Raw genomic sequence first — 26,584 nt, forward strand, 5'->3', positions numbered from 1 at the left:
CGAGGCTTCGCATGAGCAATGAATTCCGGGTGAGGGAACTCGTCCTCGGAATCGAGGGCCTGGCGCTGCTGCGCCACGCCATGGACGGGGAGGAGAAGTTCCTCAAGGAACGCGTCGAGGACATCCGGCGCTTCGTGACCGGCGACGGCGAGCTGCCGGCCGGGGGCACCGACGTCAGCGAACTGGGCCTGTCCGAGGGCTACGCGTCCTGGTCGGCGGTCTACGACTCGCTGCCCAACTCGTTCATCGAGGTCGAGGAGCCCGTGCTGCACGGGATCCTCGACACCCTCCCCGTGGGCACCGCCCTGGACGCCGCCTGCGGCACCGGGCGCCAGACCGGCGCGCTGGTCGCCCGGGGACACCGCACCATCGGTGTGGACCAGTCGCCCGAGATGCTGGCCAAGGCCGGTGAACGCGCCCCGCAGGCCGAGTTCAGGACCGGGCGCCTGGAGAGCCTGCCGCTCGACGACGACTCGGTCGACCTGGCCGTCTGCTCGCTGGCCATGACCCATCTGCCGGACGTCGCGGCGGGCGTCGCCGAGCTGGCCCGGGTGGTCCGCCCGGGCGGGCGGATCCTGGTCTCGGACCTGCACCCGTTCGTCATCGCCCTCCAGGGGCAGTGCGTCTTCGTGCACGGCTCCGACCGGCTCGCCTTCGTGCGCAACCACGTCCATCTGCCCGGGAAGTACCTGGAGGCGTTCACGGCGGCCGGGCTGCGCGTCCGGGCCTGTCATGAGCCGCTCTTCAACGGCCGCCTGGCGCCCGGGGGTTACGAGGAGTTCATCGCGGACGCGGCCCGCGCGGCCTGGGACGGGCTGCCGATCGTCATCGTCTGGGACGTCGAAGTCCCGGCCTAGGAACACGAGAAGAGGAGGACGACGCGATGGCCCTGGTCGTGGTGACCCACGCGGAGAAGCCCGAACTGTGGGACCGCATGCCGGAACGGTTCGCCGGCATCGTGCCCGAGTACAACCTGCACGGCGACGTCAACGACGGCTACTGGGACCGGCTGTTCGGGGACTTCCCGGAGTACCAGTTCGTCCTGTACGACGACGAGCGCGAGGAGGTGGCGGGCGCCGGCCGCTCGCTGCCGCGCACCTGGGACGGCACCGGGGCCGACCTCGGCCCCGGACTGGACGACTCGATCGCCCGGGCGTTCGCGGACCGCGAGGCGGGCCGGGCCCCCGGCGCCCTGTGCGCGCTGGGCATCGAGGTCGCGGAGGACTACCAGCGCAGGGGCCTGTCCAGCCTGCTCCTCGGCGGGATGCGCGAGGTCGCCCGGCGGGCCGGCCTGTCGACGGTGCTGGTGCCCGTGCGGCCGACCTGGAAGGACCGCTACCCGCTGGTGCCGATCGAGCGCTACGCGGCCTGGCGGCGGGAGGACGGCGCCCCGTTCGACCCGTGGATCCGCACCCAGGTGGGCGCCGGCGGTGCGATCGCCGGCGCCTCCGAGCGTTCCTCGCGGATCACCGGTACGGTGGCCGAATGGGAGCGCTGGACCGGCCTCGCCTACCCGGAGGACGGCGACTACGTCTTCCCGGCGGGCCTGTCCACCCTGCGGATCGAGCGCGAGCGGGACCTCGGCTCCTACTGGGAGCCCGCGGTGTGGATCACCCACCCGGTCACCCCGGACGTCACCGGGTAGGCCGCGCCGGGGGCCACCGGACCGGTCGCCGTACCGGTCGCCGGCCAGGTCGCCGGTCAGGTCACCGGTCAGGTCGTCCGGGGGCCGCCGTCCGGGTCACGCCGGGGGCCACTTCTCCCCGGCCCTGACGGCGGTCCACGCGAAGGCCGACATCAGCCGCACCTCGTCCGGCCCGGCCTCCGGACGGCGCTCCGGCGGCAGGCCGGCGGGACCGGCGGTGGACACCGCCGCGTCCCGCAGCCGGGCGAGGGCGGCCGGCGGTACGTCGCCGGGGTCGTCGCCCAGCCGGCGGGCGGCCTCGGCCGCCTGCCGGCCGAGCAGCAGGCAGTGGATCCACAGTTCCTCGGCGAAGTCGCGGCCGAACCGCCCGGCCACCTGCGCCGCCAGGTCCGCCGGCATGGCCTCGGCCACCGCGTCGAGCACCGCGCGCTCCGTGAGGCCGGTCGCCGGCAGGGCGTCGCGCCACCGGTGGTGGCCGCGTCCGCCGTCTGCGCCGTGCTCCTGGCCGACCAGCCGGATGTAGCCCTCGCCGTAGCGCATGTACGGGATCCAGCCCGGCTCCTCCAGGACGCGGCCGTGCTCCAGGAGCGGTTCGGCGTCGGCGGCGTCGGTGGGGCAGACGGCGAGCCGGATGCCCTGGGTGGCGTGGCCGTTGATGCTGCTGGTGCCGATGTGCTCCACCACGTTGGGCACGGCGATCAGGGCCATCCGGCCGCGGGCGCGGAAGAAGACGGAGAAGAGCTCGTCGTCGTGGCGCTCGGCGCTGCCGGTGGCGAACCGGCGGAACTCCTCCGCGGTGCCGAGCGGCAGGCAGACGGCCAGCGACGGCGTGAACTCGTCGGGCACGGCCCGCACCCAGGCGGCGCCGGCGAGCGCGGCGAGCCGGGAGGCGCCGCCGTTGCGCGCGTGCCAGTTGGTGTAGAACACCAGGGCCTCGTCGGGGAAGCGGGCGGCCGCGCGGCCGACCAGCTCCACCAGGTTCTCCGGGGCGGAGACGTCGTCCTGGACGACGAGGTGGTGGCTGCCGCCGGTCTCCGCCGCCGCCCAGGCCACCAGGGCCGTCCGGAGGGCCGAGGGCGGACCGTCCGGCTCCGGGTCGAGCGCCAGGCCGTCCAGCCCGAGCCGCTCGGCCAGTTCACGGGCCTGGACCAGGCGCACCGGGTGGGTCATGACCGCCGAACTCACGCGCACCGTACGCACCGTGGCTCTCCCTCGCTTCTGGGGTCTCGCGCCATCGTGGCAGGCGCCGCCCCGCCGCCGGAAGGGTGCGGAGTGATCTCGGCCGGTTACCGACGTCGGGCTCAGGGCCAGTGGCGTCCTCTCCAGCGCGCGGCGATGCGCGGCTCGTTCTCCGCCCGGTAGGGGAGGGCGGCGAGGAGCGGCCGAGCCGCACAGTCGTCCACCGGGTCGACCGGGGGCTCGCGGCGCGGGAAGGCCATCGCGGCGATCGACATCCAGCTCACCAGCACGAACCCGTCCACACACAGGGCGGGGACCAGCGGCATCCCGTCACCGGCGTGCACGGCCGTCACCACACCGGCACCGATCACGGCCGCCATCCCAACGATGAGACCGCGTAAGGCCCTTCGCATTCCTTCTCCACCCTGCAGTCGTGCGGCCAGTGAACCCGGCTGCTCGGGTGCAACAGTGAACGGCACACCAACGCCTGTTGTGACGACGTATTCCGGACAGAATTGGAGTAGACCAATATTTCTTCGGCCGGCCCGGGTACCAGGGGCGGGACCGCGCGGAGCCGGTAGCCGTGCGTCCGGTGTGCGGACGGCCGGGTTGCCGGGGGAAGAACTCTTGGGGGGCGGGGCTTCGCCCGGGGCGCATCCTGGCTGGTCGGAGGCGCCGGGCCGGCTGTCAAGAGCACGAGGTGAAATCGACTCGGCGTTGCCGCACCTTGGCCGGGCGATGAAGATGGGCGGGCCCGTCGGCCGGTGGGGCCGGGCGGGCCGATACCCGAGGGGGATCTTCGATGCGTTCGATGGCTGCCCGTGTGACGACGGGACTCGCGGCCGCGGTGTGCGCGGCGGGACTGCTGGCGCCGGCGGCGGCGGCCGATCCGCCGGCCGGGGGGAGCCTGCCGGCCGCCACCGACCTGGTGGGGGCCGGGGCGGACACCACGCAGGGATTCATGAACCAGACGTCCCTCGACTACGACGCGGCCGTCGTCGGGACCACGCAGCCGAGGCTCTACAGCATCGACGCGACCGGGGCCAGCCCGATCACCACCAAGACCGGGGCGACGCCCATCCCGCGGCCGGACGGCAGCCTGGCCGGCTTCAACGCGCTGGCGGGCACCACCGCCGCGACCCTGGACTACGCCCGCTCCGCGCGCGGGCCGGTGTCCAGCCTCAACCCCCAGCCGTTCACCTTCGTGGCGTTCGCGCGGGACGCGGTCAGCTGGGCGGCCAGGGCCAGCGGCCACGCGCCCGCCAATCTGACCACCGGGCAGCTCAGGGACATCTACCAGTGCACCGTCACCAACTGGACCCAGATCGACCCGACGCTCGCCAACGCCACCATCAAACCCGTGCTGCCGCAGGCGGCGTCGGACTCCCGCCAGGCCTTCCTGAAGGCGCTCGGCGGGGGGACGACGGTGCTCACCCCCGGCGCCTGCGTGACCACGGGCCCGCGCAGCGACCGCGGCACCGACCCGCTGCTCAACGACGACGACGTGGTGTTCCCCTACTCGGTCGGCCTCTTCGTCGACCAGGTGTACCGGGGCCACGGCACCGCGGTGGAGTCGCCCGGCCTGCTGGACCTGCGCCGCATCGACGGCATCGCGCCCGTCGACGCCTCGAACAACATCAACTCCTCGTTCGTCGCCACCGCCTACGGCCACCAGCTCTGGCACGCCTTCCGCACCGCCGACTACGCCGCCGCCAACGCCCGCGGCGTCGCACTGCGCTCCGTCTTCAACTCCTCCGGCTGGATCTGCACCCACCCGGCCGCGACCGTCGCCCGCGGATTCCTCCCGCTCCCCGTCCCCAACTGCGGCGCCTCGGTGTACGCCACGGGCCTCGCTCTCTGAGGCCGGCGGGCGCCGCGCCGAACGGGAGGACCGGGCCGGTGGGTGCGGCCCGGTCCTCCCGCGGCACGGGGGTCAGCGGCGCAGCGGCCCCTCGCAGGTGTAGTCGGCGCTGCCGGCCCGGCCGTCGGGCCAGACGTCGACCTTGCCGAACCAGCAGGTCATGTCGTCGAGGTTGTTGGCGGCGGCCCCGGCCCGGGTGAGCAGGAAGTAGTCGACGGTGTCGGCCATCGACTCGCGGACCTGCCCGGCGCTCAGCGCGTTGGTGAGGGTGGCGGTGATCCGGCCGGTGCAGGAGAATCGCACGCTGTTGTTCCAGTCGGCGTTGTCCTTGCAGACCGGGGTGTTCTGGGTGGCGCGGGCGAAGGCGTCCTGGACCTCGGAGGCGTAGGCGTAGCGCAGCCGGCCGTTGGGCGTGTAGGTGGTGACCGGCACGTAGAGCTCCTCGGCGCGCGGGATCTCGGCGTCGAGGTGGGCGTCGTACTCGCGCTGGAGGCCGGCGTCCCGGCCGAGGCGGTCGCGCCAGGCGTTGTAGCCGTCGAGGTCGTCGGCGCGCAGCAGGCGGTACATCTCGGCGAGCTGGTCGGGGTGGCGCTCGCCGAGCAGGTTGAAGAAGGTGGCCGCGTACGGGTAGGCCCGGAAGCCGAGACCGCGCCAGGTGGCGTGCAGGACCTGGTCGACGGTCAGCCGCGCGTTGCCGTTGCGGACGTCCGAGGCGACCTGGCCGACCATGTACTTGCGGGCCTTCACGCCGTCCCTGGCGGTGGCGCCGGCGAAGTACTCGGCGGTGCCCTCGTTCATCGCGAAGGTGGCGTCGCTCGGCCAGCGCGTGGTGTACCCGGTCTCCGGGATGGCCCAGCGGGCGTTGAGGTAGTGGGTGTACTCGTGCCGGAAGAGCTCCTCCAGGCTGAAGTACGACTCGGCGCTGGTGCGCTGGTAGGTGTAGAAGGTGGAGTCCTGCTCGATGAACATGCCGCCGTTCTCGACGTCGCCGATCCCGAACAGCAGGTACTGCAGCCACTTGTAGTTGGTCTTGGTGTCGTACAGCTGCACGGTGAGCACGGGGTGGGTGTCGTCGGCGAGCGGGAGGTCGGTGCCGATGGTGCGGAAGAACTGCGCCTTGACCTGCTTGGTGGCGTAGTAGAGCTGGTCGGCGGTGTCCTTGTCGAGGGCGGTGCGGATGACCAGGGTGCCGTTGTCGTAGCTGTAGGTGTGGGGGAAGTACTGCCGGACCAGGTCGGCCCGGCAGGCCTCGTACGGCTGACAGAGGCCGAAGTCGTTCACCGGGACGGCCACGTTGATCCACGGGCGGCTGAGCCGGCCGAAGGTGTCGCGGACGGTGGTGATGACCCCGCCGATCTCGGCCTTCATCTCGGGCTTGAGCGCCTCGACGGTGGCCAGGCGGGCGTACTCGTTCAGGGCGTCGCCGACCGCCCACTCGGTGCCGGTGCCCTTGAGGTGGGCGTAGCCGGCGAAGTCGCGGATCGCGTGGCGGTAGCCCGGGGCGGCGACGGCGGCGGCCCGGAACGCGCCGCCGTCCTCGCTGACGTTGTTGACGCCCTGGAAGTTGATCTGCAGCGCGCCCTGCAGCGCCCAGTTCCAGCCGCGGTTGCCGATGTACGGGCTGGTGGCGTAGGTGTACTGGCGCAGCACCCGTTCGGTGAGCGGGAGGCGGCCGGGGCGCAGCCGGGGGGCGGTGGAGGCCTGCAGCAGCTCGCCCATGGCGTTGCCGGCCGCCTCGGTCGGGTCGAAGACCCGGGGGTTGGCGGTGTACGCGGCGATCGCGCGCTCGATCGCGGCGGTGGTGGTGTCGTCGTTGAGGTCGAGTTCGGCGTGGTCGAAGTCGAACAGGGCGGCGACGTGCAGGAAGTACCAGAGTTCGTGCTGGTGGAGGGTGTTGGCGCCGTCGAAGCGCGGCGCGAGGGCGGTGATCCGCTCGGCGACCGCCCGCACGTGGGCCGGGGTGAGGACCTGGGCGAGTTCGGGGCTCCAGGTGCGCAGCAGCGGCAGCAGGCAGCTCTCGTAGCCGTGCGAGCCGTCCGCGAGGAAGTCGGCCAGCGCGGTGGGGGAGAGGGCGGCGAAGGCGGCGACGGAGCACGCGGCGTGGGCGTCGGCGGCGGGCGTGGCCGGGGCCGCGGGTGCGGCGGTGAGGTCGGACGGGTCGGCGACCGGCTGCCCGGCGGTCGTCGTCGGCCGGCGGGTCTCGTTGCCCGGCGCGCCCTCGGGGCCGGGGATCGCGGTGCCGGTGGTGCCGTGGGCGACGTCGCCGGCGGGGCCGAACGGGGAGGTGGCGGCGGGCGCGGAGGCGGCGGCCGCCGGGGCGGTGGGGAGGGGGCCGGGCGTGGCGGCATGGGCGCTCTGCACGAGCGGGGCCGCGAGGGTGACGGCGAGGGCCGCCGAGAGCAGGACTGTGCGCAGACGTGGGGTGGCTGACACCGGTTCTCCAGTGAGGGTGTGGGGGTGCACGGCGCTGGGCGTGGTGCCGGCCGAGGGCGTGGGGGAGCGCCAGGACCGCGGAGTCGCACGGCAGTTGTGTGGGCGACGGGGCCGGCGTGGGTTCCGGCGCGGGTTCTCTGGCCCGTCGTTCAGTAAAATAGTAATGTCAAATTGCATTGCGCAAGAGGCTTTCGGCGGGGTGCCGGGCGCGGGTAACGAGAGGGTCTCGACCTGGTCTTCCGGTCGCACAGGTCTTGACGCGCACTCGACCAGGGGCGTTTGCTGGCTCCCGCTCGTTCGATGTTGATGCCTTCTGTTGATTTATGTGTGATTTGAACGTTCAAATCGCCCCAGAGGTGGGGGATAGCCATGCATGACTACCTGGCGCAGTTCGCCGAACCGTTCGGCTATCTGGACTTCGCCCGGTTCGGGCCGGTTTCGGACCCGGTCCGCCGGGTGCTCGTCCGCGAGGCCGACCGGCTCCACCGGCGCGGCTGGGCCGCGCTCGACCGCCTCGACGCGGAGGCGGACGCGGCCGCCCGGACGGCGGGCGGGCTGCTGGGCTGCGCCCCGCACGAGATCGCCTTCGTCAGCTCCACCTCGCACGGGCTCTTCGCCGCCGCCCACGCGTTCGCGCCGCCGTCCGCCGGCGCGTCCCCGCGGCCGGCGGACCGGGCGTTCGCGCACCGGCCCGGCCGGGCGGACGGGACGGTGCTGATGGCGCGGACGGACTTCCCCGGCGCCCTCTACCCGTGGCTCCGGGCCGAAGGCCACGGGGGGCTGGCCGTCCGCCTGCTCGACGGGCCGCTCACCGTCGACACCGTCCGGGCCCGCCTCGACGACCGGGTGCGCGCCGTCGCGGTCTGCGCCGTGGACGCCGCCACCGGCGTCCGGGCGCCGCTGGCCGCGCTCAAGGAGCTGATCGGCCCGGACCGGGTGCTCGTGGTCGACGCCGTCCAGGCCCTCGGCGCCGTCGACCTCGCCGCCGACGCGGCCGACGTGCTCGCCGCCGGCGGCCAGAAATGGCTGCGGGCGGGCTGGGGCGCGGCCGTGCTGATGGTCCGCGACCGGGTCGCCGGGCGGCTCGGTCCCGGGCTCGGCGGCTGGTCCGGCGTCCTCGACCCGCTGGAGGCGCCGGCCCACCCGTGCCCGCCCCGGCCCGGCGCCGTCGCCCACACCCTCACCAACCCGGACGGCCCCGCCGTCGCCGCCCTCGGCGCGGCGCTCGGCCTGGTGCGGGACGCCGGTGCCGCCCGGATCGAGGCCCGGATCGCGGAGGTGCTCGGCGGGCTGCTGGCCGCCGCCCGCGCCGCCGGGGCCGAGACCGACGGCGGACCGGGGGTGCCGGGAGCGCCGGGCAGTGGCATCGGCCGGCTGCGGCTGCCCGGCGCCGACCCCGCGGCCGTCCACCGGGCGCTGACCGCCGCCGGACTGGCCACCACCCTGCGCGGCGGCTGGATCCGGCTGTCGCCGCACGCCAGCACCGACCCCTCGGCCGCCGAGCCGCTCGCCGAGACCCTCGACCACCTCCGGCGGGGCGTCCGCGCCGCCTGAGCGGACCGCCGCACCGACCCTTCGCCCAGCCCTTCACCCCCCTCGGAAAGGCCTGCCATGTCACACCTCACCCGCCGCGACCTGCTGCGCGCCTCCGGCGCCGGCCTGCTGGCGCTGTCCGCGGGCGGCGCCCTCGCCGCCTGCGGCGGCTCCGACGGCGCCGGCTCCTCCGGTGGGGACGCCGCCACCGGCACCGTCACCGTCTGGTCCTGGACCAGCGCCGCCGAAGCCCTGCGCGGGGTGGTCCCCGCCTTCGAGAAGGACAACCCCGGCATCAAGGTGGACGTCCAGGACGTCGGCAACCCCGCCATCTGGGACAAGATCACCGTGGGCCTCGCGGCCGGCGGCAAGGGCCTCGCCGACGTCCTCCACATCGGCTGCGACTACCTGCCCGGCTACCTGGAGAAGTTCCCCTCCGGCTTCGCCGACCTCTCGGCCCTCGGCGCCGACGCCCACAAGGACAAGTTCACCCCCGGCCTGTGGCCGGTCGTCACCGACAAGGCGGGACGAGCCCGAGCCCTGCCCTGGGAGGTCAACGCCCAGGGCTTCTTCTACCGCAAGGACATGTTCGACAAGGCCGGGCTCGACCCCACCACCTTCGCCACCTGGGACGACGTGATCGCCGCCGCCGGCGCCTTCAAGGCCGCCAACCCCGGCGTCGGCCTGGTCGGCATCAACCGGACCGGCACCCCCAGCCCCGACCTGGACTTCCTGCAGTCCCTCATGCAGCAGCAGGGCGCCTTCTTCTTCGACCTCCAGGGCGACATCACCCTCACCTCCCCCGAGTGCGTGCGCGCCCTCACCCTGCTCAAGCGCCTCGACGAGGCGGGCGTCGTCGTCGAGACGCCCGGTTCCACCGTCTGGCGTTCCCAGATGAAGGAGGGCAAGCTCGGCGCCGGCCCGCAGCCCTCCTGGGCCGCGCACTTCATCGAGAGCAAGTTCCCCGACCTCAGCGGCAACTGGCGGCTCACCCGGCCTCCGGCGGTCACCCCCGGCGGCAAGCGCACCGCCCTGGTCAACTCCACCCACCTCGCCGTCGCCGCCTCCAGCCCGCGCCGCGCCGCCGCCTGGAGGTTCGTCGAGTACGCGCTCACCCGGCCCGACGCCGTCAACGCCATGTTCAAGGCCGGCAGCGTCTTCCCCGCGCTCACCGCCGCCTACCAGGACCCGGTCTACAGCGAGCCGAGCGCCTACTACGGTGGTCAGCCGGTCCTGAAGACCTTCACCGACCTGCTCGCCGAGGGCGGCGACGCCACCAACTACTCCGGCGACTACGCCCGCGCGCTCAAGCTCGTCAGCGACGCCCAGGCCAGGGTGCTGACCAAGGGCGCCGACCCGGCCGCCGCCCTCCAGGAGGCCGCCAAGCAGCTCGCCCAGCAGACCGGGCGCAAGCTCAAGTGACCGCCACCGCCCCCTCGGCGGCCCCCGCCGCCGGCACGCCGACGGCCCGGCCCGCGCGCCCGGGCGGACCGGTCCGCCGCGCCCGGCTGCGCCGCCGCGCCGTGCCCTACCTGCTGCTGGCACCCGCGCTGGTGCTCTTCGGACTCTTCAAGGCCTACCCCGTCGTCTCCTCGATGCTGCTGTCGCTGACCCCCGGCTCCGGCAGCGTCACCCACGGCACCGGACTCGCCAACTACCGCCGGCTGCTGGATGATCCGCTGTTCTGGACGGCGCTCGGCAACACCGCCCGGATCCTCGTCGTGCAGGTCCCGGTGATGCTCGCGCTCGCCCTGCTGCTGGCGGTCGGCCTCAACACGGCCCTGGTCCGCTGGCGCGCCGTGTGGCGGCTCGGCGTCTTCATGCCCACCGTCACCGGCCTGGTCGCCACCGGCATCCTGTTCTCCTTCCTGCTCAACACGGACAACGGCGTGGTCAACAAGGTGCTCCAGGCGATCGGCCTGCCCGCCGTCGACTGGTTCGGCAGCGGCTTCTGGTCCCGCATGGCGATCGTCCTGGTGCTGACCTGGCACTACACCGGCTACAACGCGGTCCTCTACCTGGCCGGACTCCAGGGGATCCCGCGGGAGCTGTACGAGGCCGCGATGGTCGACGGCGCCGGACCGGTACGCCGCTTCCTGTCCGTCACCCTGCCCGCGCTGCGGCCGGTGGTGCTGTTCACCGTGGTGCTCTCCACCATCGGCACCCTCCAGCTCTTCGACGAGCCCTATGTGCTGACCCGCGGCGGCCCCGACAACGCGACCCTCACGGTCTCCATGTACCTGTACGACAACGGCTTCCGCTACTTCGACTTCGGTTACGCCTCCGCCATCGCCTACGCGCTCACCCTGATCGTCGCGGTGCTCGGCGCCCTCCAGATGCGTCTGATGGGAGAACGCGAATGACGCCCGTCACGCCCCCGGCCCCCGCCGCCGCCCCTGCCGCCCCCGGCGCCCGCCCGGGACGCCGCCGGCTGCGCGGCTGGCCGATGACCCTGCTGCTCGCCGCCGTCACCGGCCTGTCCGTCGCCCCCTTCTACTGGCTGGTGGTCTCCGCCACCCACAGCGACAACGAGATCTTCGACTGGCCGCCCCACCTGCTGCCCGGCTCCCACCTCGGCGAGAACCTCGCGCACCTCCAGGAACGGGTGGGCCTCGGCCGGGTCGTGCTCAACTCCCTGCTGGTGTCCGGGATCCAGACCGTCGGCGCACTCGTCGTGGCGCTGCTGGCCGGCTACGCCTTCGCCAAGTTCCGCTTCCGCGGCCGCACGGTGCTGTTCGCCGTGCTGCTGTCCACCCTGGTCGTGCCCGACCAGGTGATGCTCGTCCCGCTGTTCCGGATGATGATGTCCTTCGGCCTGCTCGACAGCTACCAGGGCCTGATCCTGCCCGGCCTGTGCGTGCCGTTCGCCATCTTCCTGATGCGCCAGGCGCTCAGCAGCATGCCCGACGAACTGCTCGACGCCGCCCGGGTCGACGGCGCGGGCGAACTGCGGGTGCTGTTCGGCGTCGTGGTACCCGTCATGCGGCCGGTGCTCGCGGCGCTCGGGATCTTCCTGTTCCTCGGCTCCTGGAACAACTTCGTCTGGCCGCTGATCGCCCTGCGCACCCCCGCGATGCACACCCTGCCGGTCGCCCTCGCGACCCTCCAGGGCATGAAGACCAACACCGACTACGGCCTGATCCTCGCCGGAACCGCGCTGTCCACCCTGCCGATGATGGTCCTCTTCCTGGTCCTCCAACGGCAGTTCATCTCCGGCCTGCTGGCCGGCGCCACGAAGGGCTGAACCGAACATGACGGAGAACGCCGAAGCCACGGCGGCCACGGCGGCCACGGCGGCCGCGGAGGTCTGGGAGCCGCACGCCACCGCCACCACCGCCCGCCCGCGTCCGCTCGCCGTGCCCGGCCTCGCCCCCGGCCGGCTGGAGCTGCTGGTCGCCGGGACCCCGGGCGTGCGCACCGTCGCCGCGGACGTCGTCGAGATCACCGCCGAGGACCAGGGCCCCGACGGCACCGGCGACGTCCGGATCGAATGGCGCGTCCCCTGCACCGACGCCACCTCCTTCTGGACCCCCGAACCGCGCGGCACCGGCTGGCTGCCCGCCGCCTGGAGCGCCCCGCGCCGCACCACCCTCTCCCGCGGAGCCCCCGTCGCCGCCCTGGTCGGCACCGGCGACACCACGCTCTGCGCGTTCGCCGCCGACCGCGAGGACGCCCTCGCGAGCGCCGGTGTCGTCGAGGAGAGCGGGGAGTTCCGCTTCTGGGTCCAGGCCGCCGGCCGGCTCACCGTCCGCATCGACACCTCCGGCCGGCACTTCGCCCACAGCCTCGCCGACCTCGCCGACTGGTGGGCCGCCCTCGCCGGACGCCCGGTACGCGTCCCCGACGCCGCCCGGCTGCCCGCCTACTCCACCTGGTACGCGCTGCATCAGAACATCACCCCCGAGGCCGTCGAACGCCAGGCCGCCCTCGGCAAGGACCTCGGCCTCGACACGATCATCGTCGACGACGGCTGGATGACCACCGACCGCACCCGCGGCTACGCCCACTGCGGCGACTGGGAACCCCACTCGCTGCCCGACACCGCCGCCCACGTCGCCCGCGTCCACGACCTCGGCGTGCGCTACCTCCTCTGGTACGCCCTGCCCTTCGTCGGCAAGGACAGCGCCGCCTGGGACACCCTCTCCCGGTACGCGCTCGCCGACGCCGGCCACCTCGGCGCCGTCGTCGTCGACCCCCGCTACCCGCAGGTCCGCGCCCACCTCGCCGACCGGCTCGCCCGCGCCGCCGAGGAGTGGGGCATGGACGGGCTGAAGGTCGACTTCGTCGACTGGTTCGGCGTCCAGGACCCGCCCGCCCCCGGCCCCGAGGCCGACTGCGCCACCGTCGACGAGGGCCTGCACCTGCTGCTCGGCGAGATCCGCCACCGGATCGACGCCGCACGCCCCGGGGCGATGATCGAACACCGCCAGCCCTACGTCAGCCCCGGCCTGTGGCCCTACGCCACCATGGTCCGGGCCACCGACTGCCCGCTCGGCCCGCACGAGAACCGGCAGCGGATCGTGGACACCCGGCTGATCGCCGGCCCGCTCGCGGTCCACGCCGACATGCTGATGTGGCACCCCGCCGAACCGGCCGAACAGGTCGCCTGCCACCTGATCAACGTCCTGTTCGGCGTGCCGCAGATCTCCGTCGACCTCGCCGGGCAGAACCCCGGCCAGCTGGAGGCGCTCGCCTTCTGGCTGGGCATCGCCCGCACGCACCTCGACACCCTGCAGCTCGGCGCGCTGCGCCCGGCCCGGCCCGACCTCGGCTACCCGATGGTGACCGCGATCGGCGACGACGAGGTGATCGTCGCCCGCTACGCGGCGCTGCCGGTGGCCGCGGCGGGGCAGTGGCGTACCCTGCTGGTCGCCAACGCCGACGCCGACCCGGACGTCCGCCTGGCCGGCGGACTCGGCATCGTCGAGGCCACCGTCCAGGACGCCCGGGGCCGTACCGTCGGCACCACGACGGTCCCCCTCGACGGCGGGGCCGCCGTCCACGTCCCCCGGGGCGGGCTGCTGACCCTGCGCCGGGTCTGAGGGCCCCGCCCCCGCCCGAGGAGCACCGATGACCACCCCGGCACCGCGTCCGGCCCGCCGCGCCACCACCGTCGCGGACGTCGCCCGCGAGGCCGGGGTGTCCCGGCAGACCGTCTCCAACACGCTCAACGCCCCGCACCGCGTCCACCCCGACACCCTCGCCCGGGTCAGCGCCGCCATCGACCGGCTCGGCTACCGGCCCGACCAGTCCGCCCGCTCGCTGCGCACCGGCGAACGCCGCACCATCGGCTACCTCGCCCCGGTCGACGACCCGCACGACCCCAACCCGCTGATGGCCGGCTTCCTCGAAGCGCTCGTCGACGCCGCCGGCGCCGAGGGCCACCACGTGCTGCTGCTGCGCCCGGCGGCGGGGGAGCGGCACGCCCGGGCGGCGATCGACGCCGTGGTGGCGGCCCGGCAGGTCGACGGACTCGTCCTCGCCGACGTCCTCCCCGACGATCCGCGCGCCGACCACGCCGCCCGCCTCGGCATCCCCTTCGCCGCCTTCGGCCGCACCGGCCCCGGGCTCCCGCAGCACTGGGCCGACATCGACAACGCCGGCGCCACCGCCGAGGCCGCCCGCCACCTCGCCGAACGCGGCCACCGCCGGGTCGCCTTCGTCGGCTCCGCCTCGCCCCTGCCCTGGCTCGCCGCCCGCCGCGAGGGCTTCCACCGCGAGGCCGCCCGCCTCGGCCTCACCCTCGTCCCCCCGCCCGCCGACAGCGACCTCCGCACCCTGCTGCGCCGCCCCGACCGCCCCACCGCCCTCGCCGCCGACAACGACCTCGCCGCCCTCGACATCTACGAGGCCGCCCGCACCGAGGGCCTCCACGTCGGCCGCGACCTCGCCGTCACCGGCTTCCACGACACCCCCCTCGCCCGCCACCTCCGCCCACCCCTCACCTCCCTGCGCCTTCCCCTGCGCTCCATCGCCACCGCCCTGGTCACCCGCCTCCTCGCCCAACTCCGCGGCGACCCCATCCCTGCCGAGGGCACCGAACTCCCCGCCACCCTGGTCATCCGCCCCAGCTCCTCGGAGGACTGGCCGCCCCGGTGAGCCGGGGAAGGCACTCCTGCACGCCGCGTCCCGCTTGTTCGCCCGGAGACCGGTGAGGGCGTACGGGTAGAGGCGGACGCCGCCGGCTGCCCCGTCGAGATGACGTGCACCATCCCGGCGCGCCGATTCTCACCGACGACCTGAGGGACATCGGGCAACCCGTCCAGGCCTCCGGCCAGGCGCATCAAGGTCGCCCGCCCGGAGCGGACGGGTGTGGATCCGGTCCTTGCTCCGGCGCTGTGCACGAGGGCGGGGTTTCAATCCCCGGATCCCCGGCAATGCCCCCGCTGAGGTCCACGGCCGGGCTTGTGTCCGTGCGGCGTTCGTAGGTGACCAAGGAGGGGTATGCCCGGACTTTTCGGTCGGCGCTGGGGTAGGGCCGTCAACGGGGCCCATGGGATCCAGGTGAAGGCCGGCGCAGACAGCACGGGTGTCGCGGTCGGTCGCGACCTGGCGATTCGCGCGGACGACGGGGGTGTCGCAGTCGGTGGTGACATCCGCGGCGACATCATCGTCAACCATGCCCCCAACCACGAGGCGGCAGCGGCTGTCCACGCGAGTCTTTCCGTCGAGCGCCAGAGACTGCGAATGGCCGCCTACCGGCAGGCTCTCCGGCACAACGAGATGATGTTCATCCTGAGTGTGCTGGCCATGGCGAGCGGTGCCGGTGTGGTTCTCACCGGGGCTGTCCTCGCCGTTCTGCACGCGAGCCATGGGGAGACCGTCTCGGTGGCCTTGATCACGAGCCTCGCAGGCGCGTTGATCACCACCGTCGGCGGAGCCCTGGCAGTCCACACCAACAGGAGTCGCAGACATCTTGCGGAGCAGGACGACCGTCTCGACGCCCAGATCGCGCGGGACCATCTGATCGAGAAGCTCCGGGGTTGGATCGATCGGGTCGCGGACCCGGAGACACGGGATCGGCTCAATGCCACGGCTGCCATGCGTGAGATGGGCTTGGAGCCCGATTCGACCATCGTGACGAACCGGGTGCTGCCCGAGCCGAGCACTGCCGTCCCGATCCTGGAGGCCGGTGACCTTCCCCCGGAGCCCGCGTCACCGGACGGCCGCACGTGAGAATTCCTGGGGAGTCTCGCCGCGCGGGCACGCAGACACTGACCCTCCCGTAGGGACGTTCGGTGAGTGTGCGGTGGCGGATGAGGGAGGCCGTGATGGCCGTCGGCCGGGAGAAGGGAAGGTGTGCTGTGGTGCGGCGGATCGCGGTGGTGGGGGCGGGGCAGGCGGGGTTGCAGCTGGGGCTGGGGCTGTTGGGGGCGGGCGGGTACGAGGTGACGGTGGTGGCCGCGCGGACGCCGGACCAGGTGCGGGGCGGGCGGGTGATGTCGACGCAGGCGATGTTCGGGCCGGCGCTGCGGGCGGAGCGGGCGGCGGGGCTGGACCTGTGGGAGGGGGAGGCGCCCGGGGTGCGGTCGGTGGACGCGGTGCTGGTGCCCGAGGCCGGGGTGCGGGCGCTGGAGTTCACCATGACGCTGGACGAGCCGGCGCAGTCGGTGGACCAGCGGGTGAAGACGGCGCGCTGGCTGGAGCTGGTGGAGGAGCGCGGCGGGCGGGTGGAGTACCGGGAGCTGGACCTCGCCGGGCTGCGGGCGTTGGCGGCCGCGCACGAGCTGACGGTGGTCGCGGCGGGGCGGGGCGAGCTGGCCGGGATCTTCGCACGGGACGCCGCCCGCTCGCCGTTCGACGCGCCGCAGCGGCGGCTGTCGGCGCTGTACGCGCACGGGGTGCGGGCGCCGGATCCGGCGGCCGGGCCGCGGGCGCGGATGCACGCGGTGCCCGGGGTGGGGGAGTTGTACCTGCAGCCGGCGCTGACGCTGTCGGGGCCGTGCGACATCCTGCTCTGGGAGGCGGTACCGGGCAGCCCGTTCGACCGTTTCGGGGACCGGCCGGGCGGTGACGAGCAGCTGCGCAGGATGCGGGAGCTGATGGGGCAGTACCTGCCGTGGGAGGCGGAGTTGTGGGCCGGTGCCGTGCCCACCGACCCCGGCGGGTCGCTGTACGGCGCGCTGACGCCGGTGGTGCGCCGTCCGGTGGCCGAACTCGGCGGAGGGGTCCGGGTGCTGGGGATCGGGGACGCGGTGGTGGTCAACGATCCGATCACCGGCCAGGGCGCGAACAGCGCCGCGCGGGCGGCGGAGGCGTACCTGCGGGCGATCGTCGAGCACGGGGACCGGCCGTTCACCGCGGAGTGGATGACCGCCCTGTTCGAGGAGTTCTGGGAGCGGCACGCCCGCCACGGCGTGGCGTTGACGGCGGCGCTGCTGACGATGCCGGACCACCTCCAGGCGGTGTTCGCGGCCGCCGGTGAGCACGAGGCGGTGGCCCGCCGGCTCGCCAACACCTACGCCGAGCCCGCCGACCACGCCGCCTGGCTGGCCACGCCCGAGCTGGTCGGCGCCTACCTCGCCACCCTCGGCTGAGACGGCCGGCCGCCGTCGGGGCACCGCGGCGGGCCCGGGCCCCGGGCCCGCCGCTGTCGGTGCCGGCGGCTAGGTTCTGGGGTGTCGCCGGGCACCGCGCCCGCAGCGGCCCGAACATCACGTACGCCGTGCCCGGAAGGGGCCCACGCCATGTCAGCCACCGCCACCGACGCCCGGTCGACCTACCTGGAGCTGTCCGAGGACAGCGGCAGCGCGCACAAGTTCTACGAGGTCCTGGTCAACGGGGCGGACGTCACCATCACCTACGGGCGGATCGGCGAGAGCGGCCAGACCAGGACCACCAGCTACCCCTCGCCGGAGAAGGCCGCCGCGGCGGCCGCCAAGAAGATCGGCGAGAAGGTCCGCAAGGGCTACGCCCCGGCGGTGCGCGGGGTGCGCCAGCCGCGCGCGGTGACCCGCCGGGCGATCGTCAGCAGCCGCTCGACGGCCCGCCAGGCTCCGGTGCTGTGGCGGTTCCGCTCCGGGGCGGCGGCGTTCGGCATCTTCGTCGGCGAGGAGCACGCCTGGGTCGGCAACGAACGCGGCGACGTCTACACCCTCACCCACGACGGCGAGGTGACCGGCCGCTACGGTCTGCCGGACGGCGTCAAGTGCATCGTCGCCGACGACTGGTGGATCTACGCCGGCTGCGACGACGGCAAGGTCTACGACCTGGGCGGCAAGGTGCCGCGGGTGGCGTACGAGGTAGCCGAGGACGTCGACATCTACTGGCTGGACATCCACGACGGCGTGCTCGGCGTGGCCGACGCGCGCGGCGGGATCACCACCGTCGACCACGAGGACGAGTTCCAGTGGCGCCGCTCGGCCGAGGGCAGCCACGGCTGGATGGTGCGCTGCGACGACGACGGCGTCTACCACGGCCACTCCCGCGGCGTGGCCCGCTACGCGGCGCGCGGCGGCGCGCCGGTCTGGCACACCGCCACCGACGGCGCGGTGCTGTTCGGCTGGCAGGAGCGGGACGAGGTGTTCGCGGGCACCTCGCGCGGCTCGGTGCACCGGCTGCGCAAGGCGGACGGCTCCGAGGTGGCCCGCTACCGCTGCGACGCCTCGGTGTTCTCCTGCGCGGCCTCGCCCGACGGCCGGTACGTGTTCGCGGGCGACAACCACTCCTCGGTGTACTGCTTCGCGGCCGACGGCACCCGGCTGTGGAAGCTGGGCACCGGCTGCGGCTCGGCGTACAGCATGCAGTACCGCGACGGCCGGCTCTACCTGGTGACCACGGACGGTTCGCTGGTCTGCCTGGACGCGAGCGAGGAGGCGGTACGCGCGGCCGAGGACGGCCGGCTGCCGCAGGCCGCCGAGGTGGACGGCAGCGGCTGGACGGCGGCGGTGGCCGGCGCCGCGATCGAGTCGGTGGCCGTCGGTTCGGCGGGCGCGACGGGCGGCATCGAGGTGGAGTGCGTGCAGGACGGCACCCGGCTGCGGGTGCGGGTGGTCTCGCCGGGGTTCGACCCGGCCCGCCGGGTGCAGTTCCCCAAGGACATCCGGGTGCCGGGCGCGCGGTACCTGGTGGCGGAGGTGCTGGAGTCCGGCAGCGGCTCGTTCTACCGCGCCCGGGGGGACATCAAGCGGCTGCTCTGAGTTCCCCCGGCGGACTTCCCCTTCCCGCCGGATGTCCGTTGACAGCCCGGAGCGGGCCTCGGTGTAATGCGGGTGCAATACGCACGTACGGCACACCGACCGTTTCGGGCTGTTCCCGGGGAAAGCAGGGCGTCATGAGCGTGGACACCGAGGCCGTCGCGGACACCGGGGCGTCGGCGGGGACGGCCGTGCCGCAGTCCCGGATGGCCGCCCTCTACCAGCGCGACCTGACCTGCCAGGGGCTCGGCATCGCGCTCGACCGGGTGTCCACCGGGCACGCGGTGATGCGGATGACGGTCGGCCCGGCGATGGTGAACGGGCACGGCATCGCGCACGGAGGCTTCCTGTTCCTGCTGGCCGACGCGGCGTTCTCCTACGCCTGCAACAGCTACGGCCCGGTGACGGTCGCCCAGGGCGCGCAGGTGACGTTCCTGGCGCCGGCGGCGGTGGGCGACGAGCTGACCGCCGAGGCGGTGGAGCGCACCCGCTGCGGGCGCACCGGCGTCTACGACGTGACGGTGCGGAACACGGCGGGGAAGGTGATCGCGGAGTTCCGCGGCCAGAGCGTGATGCTGGCCGGAACGCCGCACACGGGCTGAGCCCGGCCCCCGGGCGGGGGACACCCGCCCGGGAGGCCCCGGCCCGGTCAGGCCGGCGGGCGCTCGTCGATGACCTGCTGGAGCTTGCCGGTGCGCGGGTTGGTGACCAGCTCCGAGCGCGGCACCCACTCGATCACCAGGTCGTGGATCACCCCGGCCGCCACGTCGTCCGGGTAGAGCGGACGCGCCTTGTACACCGCCTCGATCAGCCGCTCGGTGAGGCCGGCCGGCGGCTGCTCGGTGCAGCCGAGGCGCAGGGTGAGCCCGTCCTTGCCGTCCCAGCGCCGCTGCACCATCTGCAGGCCGGAGATGATCTGCTCCGGGTCGTGGGCGAGCAGCACGGCGCGGATCTCCTCGGTCGGCATCGCCACCGTGCCGACCCGGGCGCCCTCGGCGGAGCGGCCGATCAGGCGGAACCGCCCGCGCTCCACGTCGACCCATTCGGCGCGGTCGCCGGTCGGGTAGCGCAGGATCGGCATCAAGGTGCGGAACAGGTTGGTGACCACGACCCGCCCGGGCACCCCGGGCTCGGTGATCGGCTCGCCGGTGGTGTCGTCGACCAGCTCCACCACGGTCCGGTGGGGGAACGCCTCGTGCACCCGGACGTCGTCGCCGGGCACCGGCGCGCCGACGAGGCCGGCGTCCACCGAGGCGTAGCCGATCGAGGCGACGGCGGCGTTGGGGAAGGCCCGGGCGAGGATCGGGCGCAGATCGGCGAAGAGCAGGTCCCCGCCGAACAGCAGCAGGTCGATCCGCTCGGCGGTCCTGCCCTCCGTGACCAGGTGCTCGGCGACGGAGCTGAGCTTCATCGGCTCGCCGGCCAGCACGTCCACGCCGAAGTCGTCGATCAGGTCGGCGATGTACGCCTCGGGCGCGGCGCCGACGGGCAGCCGGACGTTGTCGACCGGCGCGTGGTGCAGGGCGTTCTCGATGTAGAGGAAGCCGCCGTACAACTGGCCGGCCCAGAACAGGTTGGCGACCCGGTGGCCCGGCTTGAGGCCGGCCTGGACCAGGCCGGCGCCGAAGGCGGTCACCGAGTCGGCGTGCTCGGTGCGGGTCCAGGGGGAGAACTTGGGCACGCCGGTGGTGCCGCCGGTCTTGTAGACGCCGGCGTCCGTCAGCGGGCCGGTGAGCAGGCGGTTGTCCGGCCAGGAGTTGGCCGCCCAGAAGGCGCTCTGCTCGATCAGCGGCAGCTGGGTGAGGTGGTCGATGCGCGGTGGCAGGTCCCGGTAGAGCTCGGCGTAGAAGGGGGAGTTGCGGCGGGCGAAGTCGACCAGCTCGGGGAGGGGCTTGGCGGGCACGGAGTGGCTCCTGACGGTCGGTCAGCCGGGTCGGCCGGAGCGGCCGATCCAGGTGCGGGCGAGGGTCTGGACGGCCGAGCCGTCCGGGTCGGCGAGCTTCTGCTCCAGGTAGCCGGCGGCCCAGGCGTTGGTGGGGACGCGGAAGGCGGGCCGCTCGGCGCGCAGCGTGCGCACCACCACCTCGGCCACCTCACGGGCCGGCTGGCCGGCGGCCTCCCAGCCCTGGCCGCCGACCCAGGCCAGGTAGTCGGCGAAGACCGGCGCGTACGGGCCGGAAGCGGCCTCGATGGTGCGGCGGTCGATGTCGGGGAAGACCCCGAACGCGGTGTCGGGCACGAAACCGGGCACCACGACGGAGACCCGTACGCCGTGCGCGGCGGCCACCGGGGCCAGGCTCTCCATGAAGCCCTCGACCGCGAACTTGGCGGCGCAGTAGGCCTCGTTGAACGGCTGGCCGACCACGCCGTGCACGCTGCCGACGGTCAGCAGCCGTCCGCCGGCGGCCCGCAGCAGCGGCAGCGCGGCCCGGCTGACGGCGATCACACCGAAGAAGTTCACCTCCAGGTTCGCCCGCAGCGCGGCGTCGGTGGACATCTCCAGGGTGGGATCGAAGTTGGAGACGCCGGCGTTGTTGACCACCGCGTCCAGCCGCCCGTACGCCTCGGCCACGCCCGCGACGCAGGCGGTGACGGACGCGGCGTCGGTGACGTCCAGCCGCCGGACGTCCAGGGTGACGCCGGCCTGCTCGGCGGCCGTGCGCAGGGCGTCGGCGCGGGCCGGGTCGCGCAGGGTGGCGACGGTGGTGAACCCGGCGCGGGCGGCGGCCACGGCGGTGGCCAGGCCGATGCCGGAGGAACAGCCGGTGATCAGCAGGACGTCGTGCGCCGTCATGACGCGCTCTCCGACAACTCCGCCGCCGCATCGACGGGTTGCTGCTTCTGCGCGCGGGCGGCGGCGTCCAGCCGGGGCTGGATGCCGAGCGCCGGCAGGAAGGAGCAGGCGGCCAGCAGGGTGCCGCCGGCCATCACCCAGCGCGCCGCGTCCCGGATGCCCAGCGGCTCGGTGAGCGCGGACACGGCCAGGCCGCCGGCCAGCGCGGCGAGCGGGATCACGCCCCAGGTGACGGTGCGGAACGCCGCGTGCATCACGCCCTGGTGCTCGGCGGACATCCGCGACTGGCGGGTGGGCGCGCTGCACACGTTGATGCAGGACATGAAGAAGCCGTAGCAGCCCATGGTCACCGCGATCACCGGGCCGGAGGGCAGCGCGGGCGCGGCCAGCACGCCCAGCCCTACCAGGCAGTGCAGCAGCAGCGACCAGGCCAGCGTCCGGCCCAGGCCGAGCCGCCCGCTGATCCGCGGGGCGACCACGGCGCCGATCAGCGCGCCCACCGCGCCGACCGACATGGCCGCGCCGAGCACGCCGACCGACACGCCGAGCCCGCGGTAGGCGAGCACCGGCAGCACCGTGACGAAGACCGGCCCGCCGGAGTTGAGCGTGACGGCCGCCAGCACCACCCGGCGCAGCACCGGGTCGGCCCAGTTCATCCGGAAGCCCGCGGTCAGCCGCTCCCACACGGTGCCCTCGACGACCGTGCGCTCGCCCCACCGCGGCATGGAGCGGAAGCAGGCGGCGGACACCAGGTAGCTGGCCGCGTCCACCAGCAGCGCGCCCACCCCGAGCGCGCTGTACAGGCCGGCGGCGATCGACGGCCCGGCCACCTCGGAGACCGAGTTGCTGCCCTCCAGCCGGGAGTAGGCGCGCACCATCCGGTCCTCCGGCACCACGGCGGGGACGGCGATCAGGTAGCCGACGTTGAAGAAGATGGTCGCGCCGCTGATCACCGCCACGCAGCCGAACAGCAGCGCGGTGGAGAGCAGGTCCAGCCAGTACGCGAGCGGGATCACCAGGACGGCGGCCAGCCGCAGCAGGTCGCAGACGAGCATCGTGCGGCGCTTGTCCCAGCGGTCGACCAGCACACCCGCGACCGGGCCGAGCAGCGGGATGCCGAGGTACTGGGCCATCGCCACCACGCCGACCTGGAGGGCGGAGGCGTGCAGCACGAAGATCATCAGGGTGGGGACGACGAAGACGGTGATCCGGTCGCCGACCACGCTGACCGTCTGGCCGGCCCAGAACAGGTTGAAGCCGCGCCCCAGGTCCTCGGGGCGCCGCAGCCTCACGAGGCCTCCCCGGCGGCCGCCCCGGCCTCGCGGACCACGAAGGCGGCGGTCTTGCCGGTGCGCTCGTTGCTGACCAGCGCGTCCGTGACCCGGACCGTGACGTGCTCCGGGTCGTGCTGGAAGGCGGTGCTCAGGGTGAAGGTGCCGGACAGCAGTTCGGCGCGCAGCGCCGCCGCGTCCACCGCGGCGCCCGGTCCGGCCAGCAGCAGGACGTCCACGCCGGCGGCCCGTCCGCCGTCCTCGGTGATCACCACCTGGGCCCGGGAGACGCCGGGCTGCTGCTCCGCGCGGGCGACCAGCTCGTCCACGTGCAGGCCCAGGCCGCGCACCTGGACGACGTTGTCGCGCCGCCCCAGCACCCGGAACGAGCGGCCCGCCCGGCCGCACGGGCAGCCGGTCAGCTCGCCCGCGTCGCCCGTGCGGTAGCGCAGCACCGGGTTGAGCATCTCCGGGTCGAGGGTGGTGAAGTCCAGCAGCCCGTCCGGGCCGGCGTGCACCAGCTGCTCGGGCAGCGGGTGGAAGGTGTCGGCGGGGCAGTCGGGCGTGTTGGTGCCGACCACCCAGGTCTCGGTGGAGCCGAACATGCCCCAGCGGCGGGCCTGCGGCGCGACCGCCGCGAGGTCCTCCTCCAGCTGCGGCTGCCAGGCCTCGCCGAGCCAGAGCACCTTGCGCAGCGTCGGCAGCCTGATCCCGGCGGCGCGGGCGTGCGCGAACCACAGCCGCAGCACGCTCGGGGTGCCGCCGATCGCGGTGACCCCGCGGTCGGCGAGGAAGGCCAGCCAGTCCGGGTACTCCTCCCGGGTGATCGAGCCCAGGGCGATCACCCGGCAGCCCGCCCGGTCGGCGAGCGCGGCGGCCAGGAAGTGCGCGCCCCACATCCTCCCGGCGCCCCAGGCGTTGGCGAACACGTCGTCGCGGTCCAGCGCCCGCCAGTGGGCGTGCACTCCGGCCATGTAGAAGCCGGTGGGCGCGTAGCCGACCTTGGGGGCGCCGGTGGAGCCGCCGCTCTGGAACAGCCAGGTGGCGGCGGTGTCCGAGCGCGGCTCCAGGTGGGCGAGGGCGGTGTTGAGGTCGTCCTTGAGCAGCGGCGGCAGGGCGGCCAGGTCGTCGAGGGTGCGCACGGCGCCCGGGTGGGCGGCGTAGCGCGGGGCGAGCGCGGGCACCGTCCGCAGCAGCTCCAGCGTCCTGGCGGGGACGTGCAGTCGCGGCCCGGCCGCGTCGGGCGGCAGGGAGAAGGCGTCGGTCATCGGAGGTCCGATCGGGGGGTGGTGGTCAGGGGGCGGTTCGCGAGCCACGTGGCGTGGGCGTTGCGGTAGGCGCTGAACCGGGCCCGGGTGATGTCCCGTTGCAGCGTGCGCCCCGGGTCGTCGAAGTCCGGGGCGATCACGCCGTCCGGCTCCAGCTCGGAGAACCAGTACCGTTCGCCGTCGTACAGGAAGTCCACGCAGAAGAACGGGATCGCCAGCTTCTCGGCGAAGTACGCCGTGGCCTCGGCCAGTTCGGGCGGCACCGGCGGGAAGTCCATCGAGCCGCCGCGGCTGGCGTTGGCCACCGGCGAGCCGGGCTCGGGCACCCTGCGCAGCGCCGCGTACGGCTTGCCGTCGATCACGTAGACGCGGTAGTCCACCGTGCCGTCGCCGAGGTAGGGCTGGGCGACGAGCGTGGTGTCGCCGCCCTGGGCGAGGCTGGCCAGGCCCCGGACGTCCTCAGGGCCGCGCGCCAGGTTGATCCCGCCGCCGCCGCACCAGCCGGCCGGCTTGACGATCGCCGGGTAGGTCAGGGCGTCGAGCGCCACCTCGTAGTGGTGCTTGGCGACGTCGCGGCCGGTGCCGATCCGGATCGAGGGGATCGGCGGCACCGGCGAGCCGGCCAGGTGGAGCACGGTGGCCAGCTTGTCGTTGCCGATCAGCGAGACGTGCGGCGGGAACGGCAGGTAGAAGCCGGCCTGCTCCAGCACCGCGTACAGCGCGTACTGGTTGAACACGTCCATCGACTGGTACGGCAGCGAGTAGAGCGCGGTGATGAACAGGGTGTCCTGCGGGGTGACCGGCTCCTCGTCGACGTACACCCGCGGGTGCGCGGGGTCGGTGGCGTCCACGGTGACCGCGTCCGGCGCGTGCCGGCACCAGGTGAGGCCCAACTCCCCGGCGACCTCGGCGTAGAGGTCCCAGAAGTAGTGGCGCCAGGTCGCGGTGGTCCGGGTGGACTCGCGGTCGGGGAAGATCCAGCACATCCGGCGCAGCGGGCCGGGGTCGTCTGGCGTGGCGGGGTTCACCGTGCTGCTCCTTCCTGGGGTGCGGGGTGTCCGGCCCGCTCCGCCCACCAGCGGCGGCCGGCTTCGGGGAGGGTGTCCACCGGGTCGTAGTAGGGGTGGAGGCGGTCCAGCGCGTCGCGTCCGGCCGGTCCGGCGCCGGACCCGCGGACCTCCGGGCCGGTGCGGTAGTTCTTCGACCAGTACGAGATGCCGCGCTCGCGGTCGTACGCCACCACCTGGTGCACCCAGCGCTTGCCGAGCCGCGGCACGTCGCAGACCAGGCGCGGGGTGGCGTAGCCGGGCAGGTAGCCCATGATCGCCTCCTGGAGGCGCTGCGCCTGGTGGAGGCTGGTGCGCCAGTGCTCGGCGTTGGGGATCATGTCGCAGAGGTAGAAGTAGTACGGCAGGATGTTGGCCTCGCCCTGGAGGGCGAAGCAGAGGTCCAGCAGGTCCTCGGGGGTGTCGTTGATCCGCCGCATCAGCACGCCCTGGTTGCGCACGTCCCGCACGCCCGCGTCGAGCAGTGCCCGGGCCGCCTCGGCGACCAGCGGGGTCACCGAGCGGACGTGGTTGGCGTGGGTGTGCACGGCGAGGTTGACGGCCCGGCTCGCGGCGAGCGCGGCCACCCGGTGCACCCCCTCCAGCACCCGGGGCTGCAGCCAGTGCTGCGGCAGGCCCACCACCGCCTTGCTGGCGAGCCGGATGTCGCGCACCGACTCCAGTTCCAGCAGCCGGCGCAGGAAGGTCTCCAGCTGCGGCCAGGGCACATTGGCGAGGTCGCCGCCGGAGACCACCACGTCGCGCACGGCCGGGGTGCGCTTGAGGTAGTCGAGCATCTGCTCCTGGCGGTGTTCCGGACGCAGGGTGAGCCGGGTCTTGGCGACCTGCGGGGTGGAGGTGCCGACCAGGTCCATCCGGGTGCAGTGGCCGCAGTACTGCGGGCAGGTGGCGACCAGTTCGGCCAGCACCTTGGTGGGGTAGCGGTGGGTGAGGCCCTCGGTCACCCACATCTCGGCCTCGTGCAGCGAGTCGCGCTCGGCCTTGGGATGGCTGGGCCAGTGCGGGAGCCGGTCGGCGTGCATCGGCAGCAGGTAGCGGCGCAGCGGGTCGGCCAGGAAGGCGGCCGTGTACGCCGCGGGGGTGACCGGCGCGTGCGAGGCCACGGTGTTGAGCAGCTGCGGCGGCACCAGCAGCGGCATCGTCGCGAACTCCGCCTGATCGGCGTCGAGTTGGGCGTATGCCTCGGCGGAGAGCAGATCGCCCGCGACGGAGCGCAGTTGGCGGGTGTTCTTGACGCAGTGGGCGCGCTGCCACTGGGCGTCGCGCCACTGGGCCTCGGTCACGTCGCGCCAGCCGGGCAGCCGGCGCCAGTCCGGTTCCACCAGGGGGGTGCGGACGTACTGGTAGGGCTGCGACGGCGCGGGGTGCGCGGTGGTCGCGCGGTGGTCGGCCATCCG

22 protein-coding genes are annotated in these 26,584 nt (G+C 74.0%); 13 read left to right on the plus strand and 9 right to left on the minus strand.

The genetic code is table 11. The features are described from left to right. Window positions 1-11 precede the first annotated feature (11 nt). Entirely contained in the window at window positions 12-857 is an 846-nt protein-coding gene (locus ACF1AK_RS17105) for a class I SAM-dependent methyltransferase (RefSeq protein ID WP_391499566.1), read from the plus strand. Between the two features lie 26 nt (window positions 858-883). Further along, the gene (locus ACF1AK_RS17110; protein WP_391499567.1) at window positions 884-1,645 is read left to right on the plus strand and encodes an N-acetyltransferase; all 762 of its coding nucleotides are present in this window, start codon (window positions 884-886) and stop codon (window positions 1,643-1,645) included. A gap of 96 nt (window positions 1,646-1,741) precedes the next feature. Here the strand turns inward: ACF1AK_RS17110 and ACF1AK_RS17115 are convergent, their stop codons facing one another. Both ACF1AK_RS17115 and ACF1AK_RS17120 read right to left on the minus strand, forming a co-directional pair. After that, window positions 1,742-2,845: a hypothetical protein gene (locus ACF1AK_RS17115; protein ID WP_391499568.1), complete on the minus strand. Its 1,104-nt coding sequence runs from the start codon at window positions 2,843-2,845 to the stop codon at window positions 1,742-1,744. Window positions 2,846-2,946: 101 nt separating this feature from the next. Next, window positions 2,947-3,204: a hypothetical protein gene (locus ACF1AK_RS17120; RefSeq protein WP_391499569.1), complete on the minus strand. Its 258-nt coding sequence runs from the start codon at window positions 3,202-3,204 to the stop codon at window positions 2,947-2,949. A 431-nt stretch (window positions 3,205-3,635) separates the two neighbouring features. On the opposite strand from ACF1AK_RS17120, the gene ACF1AK_RS17125 reads away from it, so the two are divergent. Then, window positions 3,636-4,685, plus strand: coding sequence for a substrate-binding domain-containing protein (locus ACF1AK_RS17125; protein ID WP_391499570.1), 1,050 nt, complete (start codon window positions 3,636-3,638; stop codon window positions 4,683-4,685). Between the two features lie 72 nt (window positions 4,686-4,757). Here ACF1AK_RS17125 and ACF1AK_RS17130 read toward each other — a convergent pair whose 3' ends face one another. Next, window positions 4,758-7,118, minus strand: coding sequence for a collagenase (locus tag ACF1AK_RS17130; RefSeq protein ID WP_391499571.1), 2,361 nt, complete (start codon window positions 7,116-7,118; stop codon window positions 4,758-4,760). 369 nt (window positions 7,119-7,487) lie between these two features. On the opposite strand from ACF1AK_RS17130, the gene ACF1AK_RS17135 reads away from it, so the two are divergent. From ACF1AK_RS17135 to paaI, 10 genes are all read left to right on the plus strand, one after another. Continuing rightward, window positions 7,488-8,672, plus strand: a complete 1,185-nt coding sequence (locus ACF1AK_RS17135) for an aminotransferase class V-fold PLP-dependent enzyme (protein WP_391499572.1) — start codon at window positions 7,488-7,490, stop codon at window positions 8,670-8,672. A 57-nt stretch (window positions 8,673-8,729) separates the two neighbouring features. Continuing rightward, on the plus strand, window positions 8,730-10,073 hold the full coding sequence (locus ACF1AK_RS17140; protein WP_391499573.1) for an extracellular solute-binding protein: 1,344 nt from the start codon (window positions 8,730-8,732) through the stop codon (window positions 10,071-10,073). Continuing rightward, window positions 10,070-11,014 carry a carbohydrate ABC transporter permease gene (locus tag ACF1AK_RS17145; protein WP_391499574.1) on the plus strand — a complete coding sequence of 315 codons (945 nt, stop codon included), beginning with the start codon at window positions 10,070-10,072 and terminating at the stop codon, window positions 11,012-11,014. The genes ACF1AK_RS17140 and ACF1AK_RS17145 overlap by 4 nt, the downstream gene beginning before the upstream one ends. Window positions 11,015-11,097: 83 nt before the next feature. After that, complete coding sequence (locus tag ACF1AK_RS17150) at window positions 11,098-11,895, plus strand: carbohydrate ABC transporter permease (protein ID WP_391499773.1); 798 nt, start codon at window positions 11,098-11,100, stop codon at window positions 11,893-11,895. Window positions 11,896-11,902: 7 nt separating this feature from the next. Further along, window positions 11,903-13,693: a glycoside hydrolase family 36 protein gene (locus ACF1AK_RS17155; protein ID WP_391499575.1), complete on the plus strand. Its 1,791-nt coding sequence runs from the start codon at window positions 11,903-11,905 to the stop codon at window positions 13,691-13,693. Window positions 13,694-13,721: 28 nt separating this feature from the next. Next, window positions 13,722-14,750 carry a LacI family DNA-binding transcriptional regulator gene (locus tag ACF1AK_RS17160; RefSeq protein ID WP_391499576.1) on the plus strand — a complete coding sequence of 343 codons (1,029 nt, stop codon included), beginning with the start codon at window positions 13,722-13,724 and terminating at the stop codon, window positions 14,748-14,750. 405 nt (window positions 14,751-15,155) lie between these two features. Beyond that, on the plus strand, window positions 15,156-15,827 hold the full coding sequence (locus ACF1AK_RS17165) for a hypothetical protein (RefSeq protein WP_391499577.1): 672 nt from the start codon (window positions 15,156-15,158) through the stop codon (window positions 15,825-15,827). 95 nt (window positions 15,828-15,922) lie between these two features. Continuing rightward, on the plus strand, window positions 15,923-17,188 hold the full coding sequence (locus tag ACF1AK_RS17170; RefSeq protein WP_391499578.1) for a styrene monooxygenase/indole monooxygenase family protein: 1,266 nt from the start codon (window positions 15,923-15,925) through the stop codon (window positions 17,186-17,188). Window positions 17,189-17,338: 150 nt separating this feature from the next. Continuing rightward, window positions 17,339-18,790: a WGR domain-containing protein gene (locus tag ACF1AK_RS17175; RefSeq protein WP_391499579.1), complete on the plus strand. Its 1,452-nt coding sequence runs from the start codon at window positions 17,339-17,341 to the stop codon at window positions 18,788-18,790. A 203-nt stretch (window positions 18,791-18,993) separates the two neighbouring features. Beyond that, window positions 18,994-19,389, plus strand: a complete 396-nt coding sequence (gene paaI / locus ACF1AK_RS17180) for a hydroxyphenylacetyl-CoA thioesterase PaaI (RefSeq protein ID WP_391499774.1) — start codon at window positions 18,994-18,996, stop codon at window positions 19,387-19,389. A 47-nt stretch (window positions 19,390-19,436) separates the two neighbouring features. On the opposite strand, the gene ACF1AK_RS17185 is transcribed toward paaI, so the two are convergent. Genes ACF1AK_RS17185 through ACF1AK_RS17210 form a run of 6 tightly spaced genes read right to left on the minus strand, consistent with a single transcriptional unit; the run spans window position 19,437 to window position 26,581 of the window. Further along, a complete protein-coding gene (locus ACF1AK_RS17185) occupies window positions 19,437-20,690 on the minus strand; it encodes a phenylacetate--CoA ligase family protein (RefSeq protein WP_391499580.1) in 1,254 nt (417 codons plus the stop codon). A 21-nt stretch (window positions 20,691-20,711) separates the two neighbouring features. Further along, complete coding sequence (locus tag ACF1AK_RS17190) at window positions 20,712-21,581, minus strand: SDR family NAD(P)-dependent oxidoreductase (RefSeq protein WP_391499581.1); 870 nt, start codon at window positions 21,579-21,581, stop codon at window positions 20,712-20,714. Further along, entirely contained in the window at window positions 21,578-22,873 is a 1,296-nt protein-coding gene (locus ACF1AK_RS17195) for an MFS transporter (RefSeq protein ID WP_391499582.1), read from the minus strand. Before ACF1AK_RS17195 ends, ACF1AK_RS17190 begins: the two co-directional genes overlap by 4 nt. Further along, the gene (locus ACF1AK_RS17200; protein ID WP_391499583.1) at window positions 22,870-24,120 is read right to left on the minus strand and encodes a phenylacetate--CoA ligase family protein; all 1,251 of its coding nucleotides are present in this window, start codon (window positions 24,118-24,120) and stop codon (window positions 22,870-22,872) included. Before ACF1AK_RS17200 ends, ACF1AK_RS17195 begins: the two co-directional genes overlap by 4 nt. Next, window positions 24,117-25,148 carry a RimK family alpha-L-glutamate ligase gene (locus ACF1AK_RS17205; RefSeq protein ID WP_391499584.1) on the minus strand — a complete coding sequence of 344 codons (1,032 nt, stop codon included), beginning with the start codon at window positions 25,146-25,148 and terminating at the stop codon, window positions 24,117-24,119. The genes ACF1AK_RS17200 and ACF1AK_RS17205 overlap by 4 nt, the downstream gene beginning before the upstream one ends. Next, on the minus strand, window positions 25,145-26,581 hold the full coding sequence (locus ACF1AK_RS17210; RefSeq protein WP_391499585.1) for a KamA family radical SAM protein: 1,437 nt from the start codon (window positions 26,579-26,581) through the stop codon (window positions 25,145-25,147). The genes ACF1AK_RS17205 and ACF1AK_RS17210 overlap by 4 nt, the downstream gene beginning before the upstream one ends. Window positions 26,582-26,584: the final 3 nt, after the last annotated feature.

The organism is Kitasatospora sp. NPDC015120 (assembly GCF_043080305.1).
Taxonomy (GTDB): domain Bacteria; phylum Actinomycetota; class Actinomycetes; order Streptomycetales; family Streptomycetaceae; genus Kitasatospora.

Bases quoted from the DNA above. Each gene is read 5' to 3' on its own strand.
- ACF1AK_RS17105 (WP_391499566.1), top strand. From the start codon at position 12: ATGAGCAATGAATTCCGGGTGAGGGAACTCGTCCTCGGAATCGAGGGC.
- ACF1AK_RS17110 (WP_391499567.1), top strand. From the start codon at position 884: ATGGCCCTGGTCGTGGTGACCCACGCGGAGAAGCCCGAACTGTGGGAC.
- ACF1AK_RS17120 (WP_391499569.1), bottom strand. From the start codon at position 3,204: ATGGCGGCCGTGATCGGTGCCGGTGTGGTGACGGCCGTGCACGCCGGT.
- ACF1AK_RS17125 (WP_391499570.1), top strand. From the start codon at position 3,636: ATGGCTGCCCGTGTGACGACGGGACTCGCGGCCGCGGTGTGCGCGGCG.
- ACF1AK_RS17135 (WP_391499572.1), top strand. From the start codon at position 7,488: ATGCATGACTACCTGGCGCAGTTCGCCGAACCGTTCGGCTATCTGGAC.
- ACF1AK_RS17140 (WP_391499573.1), top strand. From the start codon at position 8,730: ATGTCACACCTCACCCGCCGCGACCTGCTGCGCGCCTCCGGCGCCGGC.
- ACF1AK_RS17150 (WP_391499773.1), top strand. From the start codon at position 11,098: ATGACCCTGCTGCTCGCCGCCGTCACCGGCCTGTCCGTCGCCCCCTTC.
- ACF1AK_RS17155 (WP_391499575.1), top strand. From the start codon at position 11,903: ATGACGGAGAACGCCGAAGCCACGGCGGCCACGGCGGCCACGGCGGCC.
- ACF1AK_RS17160 (WP_391499576.1), top strand. From the start codon at position 13,722: ATGACCACCCCGGCACCGCGTCCGGCCCGCCGCGCCACCACCGTCGCG.
- ACF1AK_RS17170 (WP_391499578.1), top strand. From the start codon at position 15,923: ATGGCCGTCGGCCGGGAGAAGGGAAGGTGTGCTGTGGTGCGGCGGATC.
- ACF1AK_RS17175 (WP_391499579.1), top strand. From the start codon at position 17,339: ATGTCAGCCACCGCCACCGACGCCCGGTCGACCTACCTGGAGCTGTCC.
- paaI (WP_391499774.1), top strand. From the start codon at position 18,994: ATGGCCGCCCTCTACCAGCGCGACCTGACCTGCCAGGGGCTCGGCATC.
- ACF1AK_RS17190 (WP_391499581.1), bottom strand. From the start codon at position 21,581: ATGACGGCGCACGACGTCCTGCTGATCACCGGCTGTTCCTCCGGCATC.
- ACF1AK_RS17200 (WP_391499583.1), bottom strand. From the start codon at position 24,120: ATGACCGACGCCTTCTCCCTGCCGCCCGACGCGGCCGGGCCGCGACTG.
- ACF1AK_RS17210 (WP_391499585.1), bottom strand. From the start codon at position 26,581: ATGGCCGACCACCGCGCGACCACCGCGCACCCCGCGCCGTCGCAGCCC.